Genomic DNA, 22848 nt, shown 5'->3' on the forward strand with positions numbered 1-22848 from the left:
CGATGAAAATAAAAAATAAAATATTGATTCTTTTCCTGAGTGTTACTGCACTAGTAGGATGTGAAAAGGATTTTTTGGAAGTCCCTCCGCAAGATTTACTTGTAGATGAGACCTATTGGTCCAATGAAGGGAACGTAAGAACATTTGCCTTTGGGTTTTACACAGGTTATTTTACTGGTTATGGATCAGGATATGCATGGGGACAGTATTTCTCAGGCCAGGCGTTAAATGATGATTTTGCTCCTTCAAACCCTCCCCGATTTACACAACAGGTACCTTCCTCTGGAGGAGGCTGGTCTTTTGCATGGGTGAGAAAAGCCAATATCTTTATCAATCGAGTTCAAACCGTTCCCATGGAGCAAGAGCCCATTGAACATTGGACGGGCATTGGGCGATTTTTTAGGGGTCTTGAATACCACGACCTTGTAAATAGATTTGGAGATATTCCTTATTATGATCAGGAATTATCAGAAAATGAAACGGAGCTACTTTACAAAAAAAGAGATGACAGGACATTTGTAATGGATAAAGTTTTAGAAGACTTTCAATATGCAGCGACCCATGTTAGAGCCTCTGTAGACAACAATGGACTCGAGGTCAATAAATATGTGGTTCTTGCTTATATGTCCCGTATATTTCTTTTTGAAGGAACCTGGCAAAAATATCACGAGAATAATAATGCTAAGGCCTCTGAATATCTGGAAGCAGCTAAATGGGCTGCAGATCAAGTGATGAGTTCAGGAAATTATTCCCTGGGTGATTATCGCGAAGTCTTTAACTCCCTAAGCCTCTCTTCAAACCCCGAAGTGATATTGTACAGAGAATATGAGCCAGGCTTGTTAACCCATGCTTTAAATAGTTATAACAACAAAGAGCCACAAACCGGTGTATCTCGAGATGCTATGGAAACTTACCTGGCCTCAGATGGGCTTCCTATAACCCTTTCGCCCTTGTATCAAGGGGATGATGGTATAGAAAATGTAATGACCGACAGAGATCTGAGGATGCATGAAACTTTTGTTCCCTATGAGCTAAGGATTGACGGTATAGCCTCCAACTATTCGACAACCGCTTATGCCACTCACAAGTTTCTCAATGAAGAAATAAAAGATGATCCAGTAGGAAGTTCTAACCTCAATCCAACAGACGCTCCTATAATAAGATACGGAGAGGTTTTAGTCAATTATGCTGAAGCCGCCGCCGAGCTGGCTACTGTTGGAGGAGCGGCATTCACTCAACAAGATTTAGATAAATCAATCAACGTTCTCAGAGATAGAGGATCCATCCCTCACCTCCAGGTCATGGGAGACTCTCCTGCCGTAGGTGGAGTTGTTTATGATGATCCCGATAGAGATCCAGATGTTTCGTCCATAATTTGGGAAATAAGAAGGGAAAGAAGGACAGAGCTCATGATGGAAGGGTTTAGACTTGATGACCTTAGAAGGTGGAAAAAACTTGAATATGTTGACATGGTAACCCATCCAGAAATCAATAATGGTGCATGGATTCGAAAATCGGACTATCCGGAAACCGATCTGGAATCCATGACGCTGACCAATGGAGAAGAAGGATATATCATACCGGCTTCCGCAGCAGAATCTTTGAGAACATTTGATGATCCCAGGGTCTATTTGAGTCCGATTCCTTTAGATCAAATAACCTTGTATCAAGATAACGGAGTAGAGTTGGAACAAAATCCAGGATGGTAAAGGGTCTGGAAAAATAATTAGAATTAAAAACTAGTTAAAGTTCTTCAAGATGACCTCTTGAAGAACTTTTTTAATATATTTTTAAGTCATGAAACAATTTCTTCCATATATAATTTTCATCTTTCTATTGGGGGCGTGCAAATCTGCGGATCATCGAGCGTATTACAATAAAGATCAAGGTATAAATTATACTTCTAAAAATGGGGACACTAAAAAGTGGGACCCCGGGGCTCCTTTTAACATAGAAGAATTTAGGGCTGCTTGGGTGGCCACCGTAGCTAACATCAGTTGGCCAAGCAAACCCGGACTTCCCGTAGATGAACAAAAAGAAGAGGCCTTGAAATTATTGGATTATTTGTCTGATCATAATTTTAATGCCGTTATCCTTCAAGTACGCCCACAAGCAGACGCCCTCTACGACAGTAAGATAGAACCCTGGTCATACTATTTAACCGGAGAGCAAGGCAAAGCACCTGTGCCCTACTACGATCCCTTGAATTTTTGGATTGACGAAGCCCACAAAAGAGGCTTGGAATTACATGCATGGTTGAATCCGTACAGGGCACACCATACTACAGGAAAGGAAATAAGTGACCAATCTCTTGTAAAAACACACCCTGAATTGGTCGTTAGATTGGAAAACGGCATGTGGTGGATGGATCCCGCACGGGAAGAAACCAAAAAACATTCATTGTCGGTTGTAAAAGATATTGTTGAAAGATATAATGTTGACGGAATTCACTTTGATGATTATTTCTACCCTTATGAATCCTACAACAACGATAAAGACTTTCCCGATGAGATCAGTTGGAAATACTATAAAATATCAGGAGGAAAACTTTCAAAAAGTGATTGGAGACGGGAAAATGTAAATAGTTTTATCAAAGCTGTTTACAAAACGATAAAGGAGACAAAACCTTATGTGAAATTTGGTATCAGTCCGTTTGGAATTTGGCGTCCGGGTCATCCGGAATCTGTTGTTGGATTTGACCAATACAACAAATTATATGCCGACGCTAAACTATGGTTAAACAAAGGTTATGTGGATTATTTCACACCACAACTCTACTGGCAGATCAACAAAAAGGGACAAAGTTTCCCTGAATTACTGGGATGGTGGCAAAGGGAAAACAATAATAAGCGCCATTTATGGCCAGGTATTAAAGTGGATTTGGGTGGAGGCGAAAAAAATGCTGATGAAACCATTAATCAAATTATGATTACCCGTGGTATATTGCCAGAAAGCAAAGGGAGCATTCATTGGAGTATTGGACCTTTAGTAAAATACGACACCCTATCCAACAGTTTAAAAAACGGACCTTACTCAAAAAAGGTATTGGTTCCAACAAGTCCGTGGCTTGACAATATCCCTCCTGAATCACCTAAAGTAAAAACCAAATCTATTGAAAATGAGCTTGAAATTGAATGGAGTAACTCAAAGAAAGAAGATGTATTCAGCTGGATCGTTTATTTTAAATACGAACAAAAAAACTGGGATTATACGATAATCAATAAAGAACAAGATTCACACCATCTACCATTAAAAACTGATGACAAACCACTTGTAAAAATAGCTGTATCAGCAGTTGACAGAACAGGAAATCAGAGTAGGTTTATGGAAATCGATATACAATAAAAGCAAAAGAATCAACTACCACGAGGGCATACCTAAAAGGTGATCAAACGAATTTATTTTAGTTTATTTCGACAGAGAGAATTCCGAGAAATTTGCCCGAAAGTACGGTAAAGCTCATTATGGAAGAATTCAGACTCAAATGGAACGGAAATTGTCAGGACTTCAAAGTGAAGACTGAAAATGAATTTGTTAGGTTTTAAATTATCTTTTGTTTAAAGTTTCATTCGTAACAATGGATAATCCCTTCCCTGATCGTCTTTGTCTGTTCTTTCATAAGCTTTAAAACCATATTTTTGATAGAATGCAACTGCCTTGGTGTTTTGCTCGTTTACATCTACTTTATCGGCATTTAGTTTTGAAACAGCAAAGTCCAATAGCTTTTTTCCAAGCCCTTTTCCTAAGTATTCGGGCGATAGGAAAAGCATTTCTACTTTCCGATCGACTACACCAATAAATCCAATAACTTTGCTATTTTCAAGCATGCAACAAACCTCAAAAGCATTAAAATCAATACTTTGAACAAGCTCTTTGATATCTTGAAAGTCTGATGGATTTAAAAAATCGTGGGTAGCCAAAACAGATTGCTCCCAAACTACAAGAAGCGCTTCCCTGTATTTATCGGTGTATTTTACTATTTGAATGTTTTTCATGCGTAATTTAGATATTAAAAGGCAATAAATCGGGTTCAATATATTCCTTTTTGGCTCTTTCAGAAAAAATGTTTATCCCGTAATGAGTGTCCATGAGTTCCTTGAAATGGTATTTGAGCCTAGGGTGTCTGCTTATGAACATTTCAAATGTATCAAAATTTGCTTTCAGTATAAAATGATAGACTGCCTTAACGGCAGCTACGGTCAATGTTTTGTTGAATTTGCCTGTCGCCCCTAAATGTGTCACATAATTGTTTAGTTGTGTGCAAACACTCTCTATCGCTTGCTCAATGCCATACTTGTTAATGTTTATCCAAGCAAGCCTGAGGTGGGCTTCGTGGCTAAACAACTCAGGGGCGAGTTGACAGTTTTTAAACTGTTGTTCAAATTCCAAATCGGTTAATTGAAAATGATTTTCCATATTATTATTATTTGTGGTTTTGTATGTATTTAATGGGCTTTACACTATCCTGCATCAATTTTGGAATGTTGACTTCGGATGTTTTATAGACAAAAAAATTGTTTTGTTACTTCTTAAATTTCTTCCCTTTGTACTCTTTTGAATTTTTGTCATCATAAACCATTATGTTGATATGGCAACCATATTAAGATGGCATAAATAACTCTTTATAAAACACAAACAATGAAATACATAACGCTATATATCCAAAACCTTTTTTAAGTTTTTTTCTGCTATAAAATTAGAACTATATATACCAATTATCATTCCTGTTAATGATATCCCTGTAAAACTAAGTAACAATGTCCAGTCAACATCAATATTACCTATATCTCCAATAAACCCTATAAAGGATTTTATTGCGATAATCAATAACGATGTTACAATAGCTTTTTTAATGGGCAATTTTAGAAACACAACCAGCACGGGGACAATCATAAAGCCACCTCCGGTACCTGTAATCCCGGTTACCAATCCTATACCCATACTCAGCAACAGGACATAAAAAAGTTTGTTTTTTTGATCTGAAGATCTTGATAATTTCACTTTTTCATCCGTAATCATAAAATAAGCGGCCGTTACCAACAAAATACCAAAAAGTACCATTATTGCTAGGTCACGTGTAACCGTAATATCACTTATTCTCAGTAATTCATCCGGGATGGAAGGCAACAAAAACTTCCGTACAACAAACATGGTTATAAAAATGGGCAGGGCAAAAAATGTGGTCAATTGCCAATCTATTTTCCCTGTCTTTGTCTTGAGCAACACCCCTGCCAAAGCGGAAACCCCTACCACAAATAAGGAATATGTTGTGGTGGAATACATGTTCATTAAAAACAGGTAGCTAAAAACAGGGACTGCTATAACCGAACCCCCGCAACCTGTAATTCCCATAATTGTTCCAATAACAAACGCTCCCAAATACCCTATACACTGTAATATTTCCATTAATAATCTTACTAATAAATTATTCCCTTTTTTTCAATGAAATCCCAGGGGCTGTCTAAAAAGCTGCAAATTCAGATGTCATACAAAGCAATGTCATGCTGAGCCTGTCGAAGCACAATCGAAGTATAATTTATTGGAGTTCAATATGTCTTCGACAAGCCCAGACTGACAAATCAAATTCACCTAGGGCTTTTTAGAATTCAGCCTGATAAGAATTTCTTTATTCTATCTGAAAAAATGTTTTATCCTCCTGCGTAGATATAGGCGCAGCCGTGTTCTTGTGCACGACCCAACGCCCATACCCCTGAAGGAACTAATTGAATCTCGGGAAGAATACCATCTACCCACTCTTTATAAACTTTATCGGTATCCATATCCATTTTTCCTGCAATTATACCACTGTAGACCTTTATAGCAAGGTTACAGACACAAAACATAGCTCCTCTTTCTTGCAGCCGTTTTATCCCATCTATGCCCGGAAGTGGAAAATCTCCTTCCCGTGGCTCATAATAGGGATTGCGAAGTGATGGTTTTTGGGTAGCATTATCATTTATTTTAAAAACTTCTCCCAGCTTATATTTTTTCCAAATACGGGAATGCAACACAAAAGGGATGGCGTCATGCCTTAAGACGGTCATGGCCGTAATTTCACTATCGGCAGATCCTGTTTCATTGTTGGTCAGGTAATAAGCCCAGTTCCATATAATTGGAAAGCCATCGTGAGGCATGGAACCGTCATAAACAACCCTGTGTTCACCTTTTATTTTTTTGAACCATGCCTCGGCATCTCCCTTAGCCATAATTTTTTCATCGTCAAATGAAGGTAGGTTGACCAGAGGGTTTAAAGGATTTGAAATTGCCGCAAACGTACTAGCCGTTGCTCCAAGTGCGAGTGCACCCACAAACTTTCGTCTTGATTGGTGATTTTTCTTCATGTTTACTGATTTTTAATTAAATTATATTCTTTTTTATAGTATTCCATTATCGGCTGAAACGGCCCCAGTTGATGCTCTTGTTCTGAAAAATTATCCGTATAAGGACCATAGGGTGTGGATACCGGCTTTTTTTTCAAATCGGGAAAATCCACATCCAAATTTTTCTTTTCAGGCCTATTCTGCTGATTAATGAATCCGGCAACATCGTAGGCTTCTTCATCTGTTAAAACAGGGGCTTCATACGTGGTTCCATAGGGCATATTTGCTTTGATAAAGTTCGCTGCAGTTATCACCCGGGTCATTCCGGCTCCATTATTATATGAATCCTCCCCCCACAAAGGGGGATATTGATAGAGATATCCATCTTCACCCATTTTACCCTGTCCATTATTGCCGTGACATTCAGTACAGCGGTTTACAAAAACTTCCTTTCCATGTTTCAAATTCACCGGTCTATTGGGAATCTGTATTTTCACAAATCCTTGTCCTTCAATCCTTCCATCATCCGGAGCATAACGGCTTAACCACTCCAAATAGGCGATAAATGCCTTCATTTCCTTTGAATCTTCTGGCAATACCCTTCCATTCATACTTCGCTGCATACAGCCATTGATCCTTTCTTCCAATGTTCCCAACTTATTCTCCCTATTTCTGAACTGGGGGAAACGTTGCACTATACCTATCAAAGGAGCTGCATACGGCTTTGTCCCCATCTGCAGATGACAGTTATTACACGATAAGCGATTCCCGGCAAAATTCATTTGTTCACTTTCACTGTCCGGCCCCAAGTATTTTTGGGTGCTTTTAAAAAGCTCATAGCCATAAGTTATGGCTTCTTCTTTTTCAAAGCCCTTTAAGTTTGATACCCCATAATCGTATTCATATACATCGACAGTTCCATTCCTTGAAAAAAATTCTTTCATCATCCCGGAAGCATAGAATGAAACCAATAACGACAAGACAACCACAGCTGAAGTGGACACTAAAAGTATCTTGTACAACTGCCTTAATCCATGAATAAAATTGTTTTGATTATGATTGGACATATAACCGCTAATAATTCCTCTTTACAATGCTGTGTTATTCATTTACATCCTCAAGTCCATAAAAACGGAATTGATTTAATGTATGTGCTAATATAAATCCCTAATTAGCAATGGATAAGAAAATACAGGTATATGCTGTAAACAAGAGTATTATATAAGGTAGACAATGTGACATTACTCTTAAAAACAAGGTAGACAATAGGTGAACAAGAATTATTAACACATTACTGATCACCAGAATAAGGTATAAAGAAATTATACCATCGTTAATTTAAAGCGAATCGAAAGCCCGTACTCAAAAACGGTAGATTTATCCTTGCACAAAACAGTCAGGTCCCGGCTTCGGTTAAAACTGAATGCCACATAAAGGAAAGAACTTTTTTTCCTTTCTTCCCCATTGGAAAAATAAAACTAACATACTTATCCTTTTAAAAAGAAGTTTAAATCAATCTTTTTTTATTGACTATCAATTTGTTACGGTTTTTTTTATTTCCCTCGTCTACCTCAGTTTAAGGATCCTGTATTAATTGTCTACCTTATATTATGCTGTTGTACACAGTGTATCCCCTTGGTTTTTATTCATTTATGGTCAAGCTAGTATATTTTTGCCCTTCATTTAAATATAAGCGTCGAAGTACGAGATGTTTTAAATGGAAAAATCATTATATCAATCAACAAAGAACAGAAAAATGAACAATTCATCACAAATCGGGAGAACCAGATTTATGCTCGTGGATTTCGGGAACAAAGGAGATGTCAAATTAGAAAAAAGCACAATAGTTAAAAAAGAAAAATTATGGAAAGTATATTAAGTAATTTGCCAGGTCCCATAGACATGCTTATTGACCCTGTGTCATTAATTGTATTTGGTATTTATGGAACTTTAATGATTTGGGAAGCGTTATTTCCCGCAAGGGCACTTCCTTCAATAAAATTTTGGAAACTAAAGGGGATGATAGCATTTATTATTTTCTTTTACTTGTCATCTTACCTGCCACTTCTGTGGGATGGGTATTTATCCAAATACCAAATAATGGATTTAACTTCATTGGGTACTTACAAGGGTGCTGTTGTAGGGATTCTCCTCTATGAATTGGGAGTTTATATATGGCACCGGGTTATGCACAAAAGTGACCTATTTTGGAAAATTTTTCATCAAATGCACCATAGTGCTGAAAGATTGGATAGTTATGGAGCATTTTATTTCAGTCCAATGGATATGATCGGCTTCACCTTTCTGGGAAGTTTTTGCCTGATAATCATAGCCGGCTTTAGCCCGGAGGCAACTACACTTATTATCCTAGGCACTACATTTTTATCCATTTTTCAGCATAGCAATATAAAAACACCTGTTTGGCTTGGATATATTATTCAAAGACCGGAAGCACACGCCCTGCATCATGCCAAAGGTATCCATGCGTATAACTATTCCGACATCTCAATTTTTGATATCCTGTTCGGTACATTTAAAAATCCTAAAGAATATACTTATGAAACAGGATTTTATAAGGGTGCATCCAATAAATTAAAAGAGATGCTTTTATTTAAAGATATTTCCAACGAAAAAAATGATGATAATGAAATTTAGGACAGAAATTATATTTTTCTTTATGCTTTTTGCTCATTATATTGCCGCACAAAGCATTGAAAATAAAGACGAGTTCGCAGCAACTAAGAAAAGTGTACAGCTCTCAACCGGAATTGAAATGAAGTATTTTGAATCCGGAAAAACCAATGGCATTCCTTTGGTTCTTTTACACGGATATACAGATAGCTCCCGCTCATTTCAAAATGTCATCCAAGAACTGTTAGATCTGGATAAGGATCTATGGATCATTGCTCCGGATTTAAGAGGACATGGGGAAACTTCTTTACCGGAAATGCATCCAATGAAAAATGTATCGGACTATTTTAAAATGTCAGATTTTGTAAATGATGTTTTAGATTTAATAAAACAAAAGAATATCGCTAAGATACATTTGGCTGGACACTCTATGGGAAGTATCATAGCACAAGAGATTGCACTAAAAGAACCGGAGAAAATTTCGACGCTAATTCTTTTAGGAACAACAGCAGACCCAAAAAACAATGCATTTATAAATGAATTTCTGGTAAGTGAACTTGTTTTTGGCACATGGGAAAAGCAGTTGGAAAATCAATATGGGAGTACTTGGAGGGAAAAATCGTATAGATCGACCCCTATGGATATGGGAAGCGATGTTATGGATTTTTTAAAGGAAAATTGGGTTACTGAAACCTATGCCCCTGCGACCTTCCTAGACGCTATTTATAATGAAACCATTAAAGTGCCCTTGGGGACATGGTTTGGGGCGTTGGAAGGTATGTGCGCGGTCAATAATACCGGGAGATTGGAAAATCTTAAAACAAGAACAATGATACTATGGGCCACAGGAGATGTTCTTTTTACGGAAGAATTTGATCAAAAGACCTTAAAGTCAGCTCTGGAAAAAGCCTTCAGGAAAAATTCAACAGCTTCCTATTTTAAAACCTATGGAACTTTTACGGAAGCAAATAATGAAATTGGGCATAATTTTCATTGGGGAATACCAAAACATGTTGCAAATGACATATTTCAATTTATTACAAACGGAAATCCCAGCATGGATACAAAAGATAAAAACCAGTTAAAAAATGATCCACTCCTTCCGCAGGTAAATTCTAAAATTCAATTTTTCGGATTCCATAAGTGAGATTAATCCCCTTTTTCCACCTCTGAAAGAAAAGAAAAAAGATCCTCCTCCTGAGACATTTTTAATTTTTTACGAAGTCGATATCTAGCAGTTTTTGCACTTTCAGGGGAGATTCCTAAAATACCGGAAGTTTCCTTTATGCTTAAATTCAACCGTGTTAAGGCTGCTACTTTTAAGTCATTACCACTCAGTTCAGGATATTTATCTTTTAGTATCTTCAGAAAATCAGAATGAACCTGTTCAAAATGGACTTTGAAATCCTCCCAATCTCTCTCTAAATTTTTATGTTGCTTAATAGTATGCTCTATTTCTTTCAGATATTTTATCTGATTTCCGGGAGTCGCTTCCCTGACCTCTTTTAATTTTGAATAAAGATTTTCCAACAGTTCATTTTTTTGTACAAAGTTTAAAGCATAAGAGGTCAGTTCTTTATTTTTAAAATGCAATTGATTTTCCAAATCGATTTGCTTCAAACGTTGGTTTTCCAACTCTTTTTTATTAAGATCTGCAATGGATGTCAACAACTTTTGTTGGTTTTTATTCTTTGACCTTAAACTCTTTATCAAAAAAAAGGAAAGAAGGGAAATTATGGAAATACCTGTAATCAGGAGCCATTTTATATATGTGTCTGCTTTTTTACTCTCGTTCAGATAACGCAGTTGTCTATCCTTTTCCTGAAGTTCATTACTAAATTCTATAGCTGCAATTTGTTTGGATTTATCGGTATTGTATATAGAATCCTTAAGCACAATATAGTCATCATAATAATTTAAGGATTCAGCAAATTCCCCTTGTTGCTTTTTTAGCAGTTGAAGTTCGCGTAGTGCTGCCAGTCTGTATTTTTTTAAATCCTTTTTATTTGCTTCAACCAAGGCGAGATTTAAATGTATTTCTGAAGTTTCGAATTCATTTTTCAGCCTTAATAGTTCCCCAAAAAGAATAAGGTTACTAATTTTCCCATCTTCATCCCCCGCTTCCTTTCCAAGAATAGTGGACTGCCTAATATGGTATTCTGCCTGTTCCAGTTCCCCTTCTTCAATAAAAAGCCTGCCAAGCCTGTTGTGTACTTCACTCCTCCCATAAGTAAAGTCATTTTCCGAGTGAATGCTCAGTGCATTGTCCAAAAATTCCTTGGCATCATACAAATTGTTCTGTGCCAGGAATATATCGGCCATTTTTGTATATGTAGTTGCAATCCGTCCCTTAAGATTAAGGATTGTAAATTTTTCTATGGCCTTTTCATAAAGTTCTTCAGCTTTGGTATACTCTTTAATATCTGCATACACCATTCCTGTATTAAGAAGACAATTGGCCAATCCCTCATTATTTCCTATGCTTTCATAAACTGCCTGAGATGAGGTCAAATTTTCAAGAGCCTGTTTCGGATTTCCCTGAGCCCAATAAGCAACCCCTATTACCCTTCCCGATCTTGCAATACCGGACTTGTAACTTAACTTCTTTGCTAGTTCCAGGGCATCTCCCCCATATTCAATTGATTTTTTGGTATCAATGATCCAGTATTCATAACCAAGGTCGTTTAAAACATCTGTTCGTACTTTATCTGACAGATCCTTTTGCTCCAATAACAAATGCAAGCTATCTATATCCTTTTGACCGTAAAGGTCAATTAAGCTAAAGCAAATTAGAAAGTAGAGTATGGCTCGCATTTATTATGTATTCTTTACATACAAATATAAACCAAGTTTAGATTACTTTAATAAAAACTAATTGATGCAAAAGAAAAAGCCCCACTATGTGCTATATACAAAGCGGGGCTTATCACAATTAACTAAAGAATTAATTAAAATTACAATTGTATGACTATATCGAACAATTTATAGTTCCTCCGGTTTAAATATCCATACCCAACCTGTTCCTCCTTCATTATTTGGAACATATAATATCAATTGATCTGCTGTTAAAGAGATTATGGTGTAAAGGCCGTCCGGGTTTCCCCTAGGAGCTTCTGCTCCTAGGATATTCCCATCGTTTATTTGAAGGGTTTGGTTCTTTACGTCTAATACAAAACTTCCTGCTTGTCCTTCTGCTTCAGCACTTGAATGATAGGTGAAATTTGCACCTTTATCAAGATCAAACTTCATTTTACCCGCAGCATCAACAGGAGGACAACAGTCCCCTGCAGAGTTCCACCAAACCGCTTCCCATTGAGAAGGATCATCTGGTGGAGACATATACCACCACAGCCCGCCATCAGGCTCAGGCCCGCCATCAAACACCCATGTTTTTCCTGCTGCAGTATCATCACCCACTAAATCGTACCAATCCTGATCCAACTCATGATCTAATTGATCAACCTGTACATCAATGGTTTTGGTAAAAAATTCTGAGCCTAAAGTACCAACATAGGTAAAGGTTGAAGCTCCGGGAATGGGGTAAATAAATTCTACCCTATTGGTCAGGGCTTTTCCTAAATTAAAATCCCAATAGCCGGTAATTCCGGGAGTTGTCATATGAAGTTCTATTTTATTTCCCCCTTCTGTTGCTTGGGTAGCGACTAATTCAACTTCTTCTACAGCGACTGAATTTTCAAGGTCATCTCTGTCTTCTATGGGCTGGCATGCTGTAACCAGTAGCACAAGCGACAAAGCCCAAAGATTTACAATTTTATATATTTTCATTTTATTAGTTTTTAAGATTAACGCAGTCTTACCAGCCCGGGTTTTGTTCATAAACACCGTTAGACAGTCTTATTTCTGACTCAGGGACGGGAACCAATCCTTTGGTTTCCGATCTGTATTGTACACTATATGTAGCATCAACACCCGAGTTTCTAACATCTATTTGATTTCCAAAAGCATCTTCCACATCTCCCCAGCGAACAAGGTCGAACCAACGCAAGCCTTCAAAAGCAAGTTCGTGCATACGCTCTTCCTTTAAGGCTTCCAAAGAATAGCCAATAGCACCTAATCCTGCTCTGTTACGTACAGCATTCATTCCGTCTGAAGTTTCAGAAATTTCCGAATGCATCAATAATACATCGGCAAAACGCATATAAACATAATCTTGTGCTGCCCATAACTGCATATCAGCGTTGTTCATATCGTATAAAAAGTAGAACATTCCTTGCACTCCGTCTTGTCCATCAGGATCATCATGCTTTATGGTTATATATTTTTTATTGACCAAGCCTGTTTCATGATCTCCTTTATCAAGTTCCCATGCATCAGTACCTTGCTCCGGATCGCCCTGTTGAAGAATGGATCCTTGCTTTCTTAAATCAGCATCATCCCACTGATTCCACAATGTAGGATTTACAGATCCCCAGCCCCATCCTTGTCCGAAAGGCATAAGGTTAGGGTTATCACGAATTCCAAAGAAAAGGGGAGCCCTGTTATTGTATTGCTGTCCCCAATCCCAGTTGGTTGTTGAATAACGTTGGACAAACATAAATTCGTTATTTCCTGTTCCGAAAGTTGGAGTTAATCCATCCTGCCCTGCCCACATCAGTCCTTCAGTTTCTGCCCATGGAAGTACTACCTCCCCGGCGCTTGTATTCACATAGGAATATGGCCATAGGTTTCTAAAATCATCGACTAAACCATATCCACTATTATTGATACAATCGTTTAGATAGGCAAGTACTTGAGATTTGTTTATAGAGCCTCCTTCAGGCAAAGGTAAATCACTAGTTGCTTGTCCTTCAATATTGGTCATATATCCCGTATAGAACAAAAATATCCTTGCCATATAGGCCTGTGCTACCCATTTGTTAGCATGGCCATATCTAGCCGTTGGAATACTAGGAAAGGGGGTCGAAGGCAACAGCTCTATCGCTGTCTTAAAGTCCGCTGCAATTTGTGCAAAAGTCTCAGAATAGGAGGCTCTTGGTACATCCCTAGGTGCATCAACCGTAGGAATTATAGGCATCCCTCCAAAGAATTTTGCAGCTCTATAATAGAAGAAACCACGCATAAAATAGGCTTCCCCTATCGTTTCCTGCTTAAAAGTTTCTGCTTCATCTTCATTTATAAAAAATTCAGAAAAATCCGCCTCTTCAACTTTTTCTAAAATGGCATTACATCGGTTTATCCCATTATAGGTTTCTACCCATAGATCTTTATAGGTATCCTCTTCGGGATCTTTAAAACCATCTACATTTTTTGCCGATCGGTCATCAGGACCACCACCACCAAGCATCATATCTGAAAGTAGGTTGGCTGCAACAGCTTCATCACTGTGCACTCCTGCAGTATACAGTGCACTATACACTCCTGACATCGCTTCTTCAATATCATCAGGAGTACGATAAAAGTTATTCAAACTTTTTTCATAAAGATTATCCGTTTCCAAAAACTCTTCACTACAACTTACTGATAGTATCAGTGCAGCGACGGTTATACTATATATTAATTTTTTCATTGTTTTACTTTTTATCATTAAAAATCAACACTCAATCCAAGCATTACTGTTCTTGGTAAGGGATATAAACCTAAATCTACTCCTGACGCCCACGGTGTACCATCATTTCCACCATAGGTAACTTCAGGATCCATTCCATCATATCCTGTAAACGTATACAGGTTATTGACAGAAGTATAAATATTGACGTCTTTGATATAATCTACATCGTCTAAATACTGTCCAAGTCTAAACCCAACAGTTAAGTTGCTGATTCTTAAATAATCAGCATCGTGCATATAAATATCTGATATCCATTGGGTATTTCTGTTGGATATTGAACTCATACGTGGCAATCTGTTTGACGTTCCTTCTCCATGCCAACGATCAAAGATTCCTGTAGTATAGTTTTGATCAAAACTATCGGCAAACGAACGGTAGGACTGCATGACCTGCATCCCAAATTTTCCTGCCATGGTTACATTGGCATAAAAACCTTTGTATTCAGCATTCAACTGAAGTCCTAGTTCAAAATCAGGATTTGGATTTCCCAACTTTACTTTATCAGCTTCATCGATCACCCCATCTTGATTTTGATCTACAAAACGAACATCTCCGGGACGTTGATCGTCAAAATACGGAGTGCCATCAGTTGGTTTTACATAAGCATCCACCTCATCTTGATTTTGTAGAATCCCATCCGTTTCAAAACCGTAGAAATACCCAATAGGATAACCTTCTTCAGCTCTTGAAATATAGGCAGTTCCCTGTGACAATATATGTGGTTCACCGGTTATAATTCCTTCAGCATTATCAATTCGGGTAACCTCGTTTTTATTATAAGCTCCTGTTACTGTAGCACCATAGGAGAAATCCCCTATATCATCATTCCACGACAACATCACTTCAAATCCGGTATTTTCTATATCCCCTCCATTAATGATAGGTGGTGCTGCTCCGGCTGTTCCCAATTGAGGAGCTTCGACCAACCAATCTATGGTTTTTTTCTTGTACCAATCGGCTGTAAAAGCCAAACGAGAACTTAAAAATCGTGTATCAATACCTATATTTAATTGTTCTGAAGTTTCCCAAGTCACATCTGGGTTTGGTATTCTCGATGGAATAGCTGTAGAACCATATGTTGGTTTTGTATCTCCAAAATAATATCCAGGGGTAATATAAGAAAGTGTTGAACTATATATGAAATTACTTATGTTTTGGTTACCGTTTTGTCCCCAACTTGCTCTAAGCTTGATAAAGCTATCTGTATCCATAAAGTCTTCAGCACTTATAATCCACCCTGCAGATACAGAAGGGAAATACCCCCATCTATTTCCTTCAGCAAAGTTTGAAGAACCATCGGCACGCATAGTAGCTGACAATAAATATTTTTCTTTATAGTTATATTGAGCCCTGGCAATATAAGAGAGTATTCCTCCACCTCCGGCAGCCCAATCGGCTCCCCAGGTATCTATCCCTCCTATTTTGTCTTTATCTACATTGTTTAAGAATGCAAAGTCAGGTGATCCGAATTGCGAATCTGCTTTAGTTCCCCCTACTTCAAAATTGATTTCATTTTTATAGGCTTCAGTACCGATCAAAGCAGTTATTTTGTGATCTCCAAAAGTGGTGTCATAAGAAAGGGTATTGGTCCATGTTGAATTATTCCCCAGATATTGACTTTGAGTAACACCATCTGTATTGTTACCGTAAAGTACACCTAAATTAAAGACCGGATTCCATGACCTGCCATGACCAAACCAAGCATTAATACCATAGGAAGATCTAAATTTTAAACCTTCCAAAGGTTCAATCTCCATATATACATTCCCTACTACAGTATTGCTTTTATTACCAAGGTTGGAAAAGTTATGGCGGTAATACATCACAGCCACCGGATTGTGTTGAAATTCAGACAATCCACCCATCGTTGGTGTAAAACCATACTGATCAGGAGATTCATCCCAATATGCCGGCATTAAAGGGTGTTGTACCAAACCGTTGTGCAAATCATTCCAATAAATATTTCCGGTTGCAACACTTCTATTTTCTGTTTGGGAATAGGTGAAGTTTTCTCCAACGGTAATGATACTGTGGTTGTCGTTTTTAAATAATACAAACTCTGTATTTAATCGGGTAGTCAACCTTTTAAATCCGGCATCGGTAATATTACCTCCTATAATCCCTTTCTGGTCGAAGTATGAAGCCCCTAAAGCATAGGTGATATCTTCACTTCCTCCGGTAATATTAATGGAGTGATTGGATACCGGTGCATTTTTCATGGTCATTTCGTCAATCCAGTTGGTACCTTCCCAACCGTTTTCCAACATCGTCCATACATGATCCCCTAACTCTGTTCCTAATTCACCTGGAAAAGTATCGTTTATCCAAGTGTTATTTTTAATCATGGTTTCCCAGTCAAAAGGAGCTTGTCCCTCATTAACCCTTCCTTCATCCATAATATACATATACTCCTGAGCATTTAACGGAGTCAAGTTTTTGTATATGTTTTGAAAACCGTAATAAGTTTCATAATGAACTTCTGCCTGTCTTGAGTTTCTACCTTTTCGAGTGGTTACCAATACAACCCCGTTTGCAGCTCGTGAACCATAAATAGCTGCAGAAGCAGCATCTTTTAGGACATCGATACTTTCAATATCCCCGGAACTCAGGTAATCGATATTTCCTACCGCTACCCCATCAACAATATATAGTGGATTTGAATTTCCGATAGTACCCAATCCACGAATGGTTACTTTGGTTCCTGCACCCGGTGCACCGTTGTTTCTACTAATACTTACTCCAGGAGTAACCCCCTGTAGGGCTTCCATAGCTGTTCCGGTATTCAGTCTAGCTATATCCTCTCCTTTTACATTTATATTAGCCCCGGTAGTAAGTGCTTTCTTTTGCACACCATATCCTACCACTACAACCTCTTCCAAGGCTTCCAAGGATTCTTCCATGGTAACATTGATCGTGGTTTGGTCTCCTACCAGAATGGTTTGTGCCACCATACCTATATAGGTAAAGGCTAGCTGATCTGACGGACTAACGCCATCTAAGCCATACTTTCCATCAAAATCTGTCAAGGTCCCATTGCTTGTTCCTTCAACGAGGACAGTCACACCCGGCATAGGCATTCCTGTAGCATCAGCAACGACTCCTGTGACGGTCTTAGTTTGCGAAAATGCACTTTGTATACTAAACAGTAACAAAGCAAGCATCGCGAATTTAAACTTTAGCTTCATTGTTTAATCATTTAAGTTAATTGAGTTAGATCTATGTTTGAAAGTTTGTGTAAAGCACTATAGCCGGGTTTATACTTTCATCAGAAAATATAAAAGACCAAAAAAACCAATAAGCCTATAATGATTAGGGTTAAAAGGATCTCTATAAGGGTTCTCCAGCCATGCTTTTCAAAAAATTTCTTCATTATGTAAATGTTAAAAAAACATTAAATGAAGAATATCACGTATTAAGCAATTGCTAGAACATTTGATGCAGTTTTTATAACAAATAGAGTAGTTGCAACATAATTTATATTTGATGCAACATTTGTTATATTATTGTAGAAATCAGTAAATGAAAGTATTATGGTATTCCGCCTGATACGTCTAATAACATATCTAGACAGGTTCTTGACCTCAACGGATACGTCCAACAATATATCCGATAGGTTAATACCCTTTTGGATACGCTCACCAACGTATATGGAGAGGTTCCAAACCCCTAGGGTACGTTCAACAATGCTCGGGACAGGTTTTTAACCCAGACAAATGGATTGACAGACCTATTAAAAGGTATTTTTTACCCCGAGGGATGGTTTTTCAACGTATCGGAAGGTGTAAATGACCGTTGTGGATAGGTGAAAATAACCTTTGAAGGGTTGTGTCAAAATAAGGACTGTCTTCTAAAAAGAAAATTTTAGCACAATTTGTCAGTCTGAGCCTGTCGATGACTCGTTGATTTTCAATTGACTATGCTTATACAGCCCTTCGACAGGCTCAGGGTGGCATTACTCAGCATGACATCTGAATTTGCAACTTTTTAGAAGGCAACCTCTACTCCTCTGGATCTATTTCTACTGTGACTTGTGTGGGTAGAATCCCAAAATAACTTTTAAAGCATTTGGTAAAATATGAAGATGATGAGAACCCAACGGCATAGGACACTTCACTTATATTGGAATTACCTGCCTGAATTAACACCTTGGCTTTATGAAGCCTTATATTTCTTATAAACTCATTGGCTGTTTGATTGGTCAGTGCCTTTATTTTTCGGTATACCTGACTCCTACTCAAATTGAGATGAACTGCTAAGGATTCTACCCCAATGTCAGGGTCATCTATATGTGAATTGATATAGTTCAATACTTTTTGTATAAATTCCTTGTCTAAAGAAGTGGTATTGGCATTGGCAGGTAGATCGCTGATACCACTAAAATATTTATTAAAGATCAACTGCCTACTCGTGATCAATTGCGACAAACGCAGCTTTAAAAGGCGCATATCAAAGGGTTTTACCATATAGGCGTCTGCCCCTATTTCTATGCCATCTATTCTATCATCAATCTTAGCTTTGGCAGTAAGCATCAACAGAGGGATATGACTGGTTCCGATATCTGTTTTTATATGTTTACAAAAGGTCAACCCGTCCATTTTCGGCATGATAACGTCCGTTAAAATAACATCAGGAAGTATCTCTTTTGCCAATTTCAATCCTTCTTTACCGTGATTTGCAGTGACTACTTTATACTGACTTGTCAGTTCGCTTTTTAAATAATTACGCAACTCGATATTATCTTCCACGATAAGTAATGTATACACGTTTACAGAAACATCATTTGAATTATTTTCCTTCAACTGAACAGCACCGGTATCCGACCTTAGGTATTTTTCTTTTGAAGAAATAACATCTGAATTTAGGGTTGTTTGAATCTCACTTTCCCCAAAGTGCTTCTTCCCTACGGGTAATTGAACCTTAAACATTGTGCCCTTTCCTATTTCGCTGCTCACTTTAATTTTCCCTTTGTGCAAATTGACAAAACTCTGCACAACTTCCAAGCCAATTCCGGTGCCGCCATAATAGGTTTTATTCAAACTTTCAACCTGATAAAAACGCTCAAACATTTTGTTGAGTTCCTCTTTTTCTATCCCCACCCCGGTATCTGAAACAACAATTTCTATGGCTTTACTTTGATAACCTTCTTCTACCAACGGAAAATCAATAATGTTATCGCTGGCATATAACGCAACATTGATACTGCCCCCTTCCGGAGTAGCCTTAAAAGCATTTGAAACAATGTTAAAAATCACTTTTTCAATCATGTTTTCATCTGCCCATACTATAATATCTTTTTGATCGCTGTCGTAGCTCAGGTCAATCCTTTTTTCCAAAGCCTCTTCTTTAAAGTAAGCAATAACATTTTCTGTTAATTCTTCTAAATTAATTCTTGTAGCCTTAACGTTTATTTTGTTGAATTCCAGTCTTCTAAAATCCAAAAGCTCATTCACCAATCGGTGTAGTCTGGCCGTGTTTTTATGAATGATGCGATGCTTCTCCTTAATCTTTGGGGAAAGGTTCAGGTCTTTATTGTTTATAATATCCTGAAGTGGATTCATGATCAGGGTTAAAGGTGTTCTAAACTCATGGGAAATGTTGGTGAAGAACTGGAACTTTTTCTCATTCAACTCTTTTTCTTGCTGTCTTTTTTCCCGCTCATATTTTGCCAGTTGCTTTTCACGGATTCTATTTTGGGTCAATTTATTCAAAATAAAAAGTCCTAATAAGAACAGTCCGATATATGACGCTAAGGCCCAATTCGTTTTCCACCACGGAGGTAATACCGTAATTTTAAGCTCCAAAGGGTTTGTGCTCCAAACACCATCGTTGTTAGACGATTTTAGCTTAAAAACATAATTCCCGGGGTCTAAGTTGGTGTATGTGGCACTTTTATTAGTCCCCACATAGTTCCAGATGTTTTCATATCCATCTAAATAATAAGCATATTCATTTTTTTCCGGTCGGGTATAATTGATTCCTGAATATTCGATGGTAAAAACTGCTTGTTGATTTGTAAGCGAAATACTATCGGTTTGAGTAATCACTTTTTTTAGTGGGGAATTTGACTCGGTTGGACCTATTTTTTTATTGTAGATCTTCAGTTCTGACAGATACAAATGGTTTTCACGTGTATTGGTTTTTATATGATCAGGATCAAAATAATCTACTCCGCCATAGCCCCCAAAATAAATCTCCCCACGGGAATCTCTATACGTTGCATTCATATTAAAATCATTGGACAACAAGCCGTCATATATGGTGAAATTGGTAAACTCTTTTGTTTTTGTGTCCATTTTTACGATTCCGGAATTCCCGGACACCCAAATATTGTGATCGTTGCTTTCAATAATTCCACATATATTATCCAGTGGCAAGCCATTTAATTTATTATACCAGGTTAGCTTATCATTATCTATATCATATTTACATAATCCGGCACCTTTGGTACCGATCCATAAAATCCCATTTTCACTTTCGTATAGGGAAAGGATATGATTGGCTGTTGTTGCATTGTCATATTTCTCTCCCATTCTATCCAGCATAGAAACAATCTCAAACTTTCCATTTTTATTTTGGATTTTGAAAAGTCCATGTGTAGTCCCCAACCACAAGTTATCTTTACTATCTGCCAAAACTTTCCAGGCATCGCAATTTGATAATCCATGTTCTATGAAAGCCTGAGAACTGTGGTGTGTAAACTCTTTTGTGTTTGGATCGTATGAATGTAATCCATTGTGGAATGTTGCTATCCAAATAATCCCTTTTAAATCTTCGGTAATACTAACAATGGTATTGGATTTAAGTTTTCCCCTAGTGTTTTCTGTATTGAAGTTGATCCATTTTTTTGTGCCGTTTTTCAAAAAATAGATTCCTTTATCCCAACTTCCGGCCCATTTATTTTTCTTACTATCTATAAACACACATTGTATGTATTCACTACCCAATCCGCCATATTCACCCTTGGTTTGTTTGTTGATATGGGTGAATTTTTTTGTTTTTTTATTGTAAAGATCTATTCCTCCACCATCCATCCCTATCCAAAACCTTCCTTGTTCATCTTCAGCAATAGATGAAACAGAACTTGTGTGTAAAGAATTTGAGTTGTTATAGATGCTTTCCAGTCCGTTGAATTTGTCATGCAATTCGTCGTAAACAGCAATACCTTTATTGTAATAACCCAACCAAACCCTATCATCGTGATCGGTAAACAAAGACCAAATGGAATTAGACAGTAAGCTTTTCTCGTCTTTGTTACTGGCCAAGTAGTGATGTATGATATTCCCTTCAGCATCTATATGAAACAAACCGTCGTTTTCTGTACCACACAACAAAGTCCCGTCTTTCAAATCTGTTAGAGAAAAGAAAAGGTTGTTGGATATCTTGAAATTCTCTATGGTACGGATACCGGTGTCATCACCATTAAAATGACTCAGCTTAAAAATTCCATCATAATTAGATCCAGCCCATATATTGTCGTCGTCATCTATTAACAATGACTCCATATGGACCTTTATATATTCTCCATTTAAGAATACCGAAGGTTTTATAAGGTTCTTCTCTTTATCATATTCTTGTAATCCCAGATTTGTAGCTGCGTATATTTTTCCCTTTTTATCAACTTTGATGGAATACACAGTAAGAGGTATAGACTGATTTAAGGGACTGTTCAAAACTTGTTTTATGGCAAAACTGGATAGATCCAAGACATAGAGTCCCTGTCCGAAGGTTCCTATATACAAGCTTCCATCGTTTCCCTGTTGTAAACTTCTGATAGCAATATTGGTATTTTCATCAACCCCAAATTCAGTGTTTGGTATTCTTATAAATCGGTCTTTATTTCTATCATAAAGGTTTAATCCTTCCCCAGTTCCGACCCATAATCTATCTTTATCATCCAAATAAGTGCTGTATACTATACTACTGTTTAATGAAGTGGAATCGTTTAGTGTGAACCTGTAAGATTTATAATCCAAACCATCATAGCGATACAAACCTGAACCATTGGTGCCAATCCACATAAAGCCATAATCGTCTTGATTGATGGTATATATCCCCACTTTGGGCACATCGCCCATCCTGCTCACAAAATTGAATCTTGGAGAGACATCCTGAGACCATGAAATAGCACTTAACAGCAATACTAAATAAGCAATAAGTCTATTATTAAGCATAATGGGCTGATTATATTATTTTTAATGTGACACAAACTAGCCAAAAATAACATAAAATTACAATCAGTACTAAAAAATAAAGCAAGTTCTACTTAATTATTCACATACTATAATTTATAGTAACGGACTTTCGTACACAAGAGGAGATTCATAAGAG

At 37.4% G+C, this 22848-nt stretch carries 14 protein-coding genes; 4 read left to right on the top strand and 10 right to left on the bottom strand.

Annotation, left to right across the window (positions count from 1 at the left end; genetic code table 11):
• The first annotated feature begins 2 nt into the window (after positions 1-2).
• Positions 3-1709, top strand: a complete 1707-nt coding sequence (locus OOZ15_RS04860; RefSeq protein WP_265954770.1) for a RagB/SusD family nutrient uptake outer membrane protein — start codon at positions 3-5, stop codon at positions 1707-1709.
• A gap of 88 nt (positions 1710-1797) precedes the next feature.
• On the top strand, positions 1798-3345 hold the full coding sequence (locus OOZ15_RS04865) for a glycoside hydrolase family 10-like protein (RefSeq protein ID WP_265954772.1): 1548 nt from the start codon (positions 1798-1800) through the stop codon (positions 3343-3345).
• A gap of 212 nt (positions 3346-3557) precedes the next feature.
• Here OOZ15_RS04865 and OOZ15_RS04870 read toward each other — a convergent pair whose 3' ends face one another.
• The 5 genes from OOZ15_RS04870 to OOZ15_RS04890 form a co-directional block, all read right to left on the bottom strand.
• Complete coding sequence (locus OOZ15_RS04870) at positions 3558-3995, bottom strand: GNAT family N-acetyltransferase (protein WP_265954774.1); 438 nt, start codon at positions 3993-3995, stop codon at positions 3558-3560.
• Positions 3996-4002: 7 nt separating this feature from the next.
• On the bottom strand, positions 4003-4416 hold the full coding sequence (locus OOZ15_RS04875; RefSeq protein WP_265954775.1) for a hypothetical protein: 414 nt from the start codon (positions 4414-4416) through the stop codon (positions 4003-4005).
• 237 nt (positions 4417-4653) lie between these two features.
• Positions 4654-5406: a sulfite exporter TauE/SafE family protein gene (locus tag OOZ15_RS04880; RefSeq protein WP_265954776.1), complete on the bottom strand. Its 753-nt coding sequence runs from the start codon at positions 5404-5406 to the stop codon at positions 4654-4656.
• A gap of 242 nt (positions 5407-5648) precedes the next feature.
• Positions 5649-6341: a Tat (twin-arginine translocation) pathway signal sequence containing protein gene (locus OOZ15_RS04885; RefSeq protein ID WP_265954777.1), complete on the bottom strand. Its 693-nt coding sequence runs from the start codon at positions 6339-6341 to the stop codon at positions 5649-5651.
• Between the two features lie 2 nt (positions 6342-6343).
• Entirely contained in the window at positions 6344-7387 is a 1044-nt protein-coding gene (locus OOZ15_RS04890; protein WP_265954778.1) for a c-type cytochrome, read from the bottom strand.
• Positions 7388-8183: 796 nt separating this feature from the next.
• On the opposite strand from OOZ15_RS04890, the gene OOZ15_RS04895 reads away from it, so the two are divergent.
• Together OOZ15_RS04895 and OOZ15_RS04900 are read left to right on the top strand one after the other, a co-directional pair.
• The gene (locus OOZ15_RS04895; RefSeq protein WP_265954779.1) at positions 8184-8975 is read left to right on the top strand and encodes a sterol desaturase family protein; all 792 of its coding nucleotides are present in this window, start codon (positions 8184-8186) and stop codon (positions 8973-8975) included.
• Complete coding sequence (locus OOZ15_RS04900) at positions 8965-10098, top strand: alpha/beta fold hydrolase (RefSeq protein ID WP_265954781.1); 1134 nt, start codon at positions 8965-8967, stop codon at positions 10096-10098. Before OOZ15_RS04895 ends, OOZ15_RS04900 begins: the two co-directional genes overlap by 11 nt.
• Positions 10099-10100: 2 nt before the next feature.
• On the opposite strand, the gene OOZ15_RS04905 is transcribed toward OOZ15_RS04900, so the two are convergent.
• The 5 genes from OOZ15_RS04905 to OOZ15_RS04925 form a co-directional block, all read right to left on the bottom strand.
• Complete coding sequence (locus tag OOZ15_RS04905) at positions 10101-11765, bottom strand: tetratricopeptide repeat protein (protein WP_265954783.1); 1665 nt, start codon at positions 11763-11765, stop codon at positions 10101-10103.
• 168 nt (positions 11766-11933) lie between these two features.
• Positions 11934-12737 carry a hypothetical protein gene (locus OOZ15_RS04910; RefSeq protein ID WP_265954785.1) on the bottom strand — a complete coding sequence of 268 codons (804 nt, stop codon included), beginning with the start codon at positions 12735-12737 and terminating at the stop codon, positions 11934-11936.
• Positions 12738-12765: 28 nt separating this feature from the next.
• On the bottom strand, positions 12766-14478 hold the full coding sequence (locus OOZ15_RS04915; RefSeq protein WP_265954786.1) for a RagB/SusD family nutrient uptake outer membrane protein: 1713 nt from the start codon (positions 14476-14478) through the stop codon (positions 12766-12768).
• Between the two features lie 17 nt (positions 14479-14495).
• Complete coding sequence (locus tag OOZ15_RS04920) at positions 14496-17705, bottom strand: SusC/RagA family TonB-linked outer membrane protein (protein ID WP_265954788.1); 3210 nt, start codon at positions 17703-17705, stop codon at positions 14496-14498.
• 813 nt (positions 17706-18518) lie between these two features.
• A complete protein-coding gene (locus OOZ15_RS04925; protein WP_265954790.1) occupies positions 18519-22691 on the bottom strand; it encodes a hybrid sensor histidine kinase/response regulator transcription factor in 4173 nt (1390 codons plus the stop codon).
• Positions 22692-22848 lie beyond the last annotated feature (157 nt).

The sequence above is a fragment of the Galbibacter kalidii genome (assembly GCF_026241135.1).
In the GTDB taxonomy this organism is placed as follows: Bacteria; Bacteroidota; Bacteroidia; order Flavobacteriales; family Flavobacteriaceae; genus Galbibacter.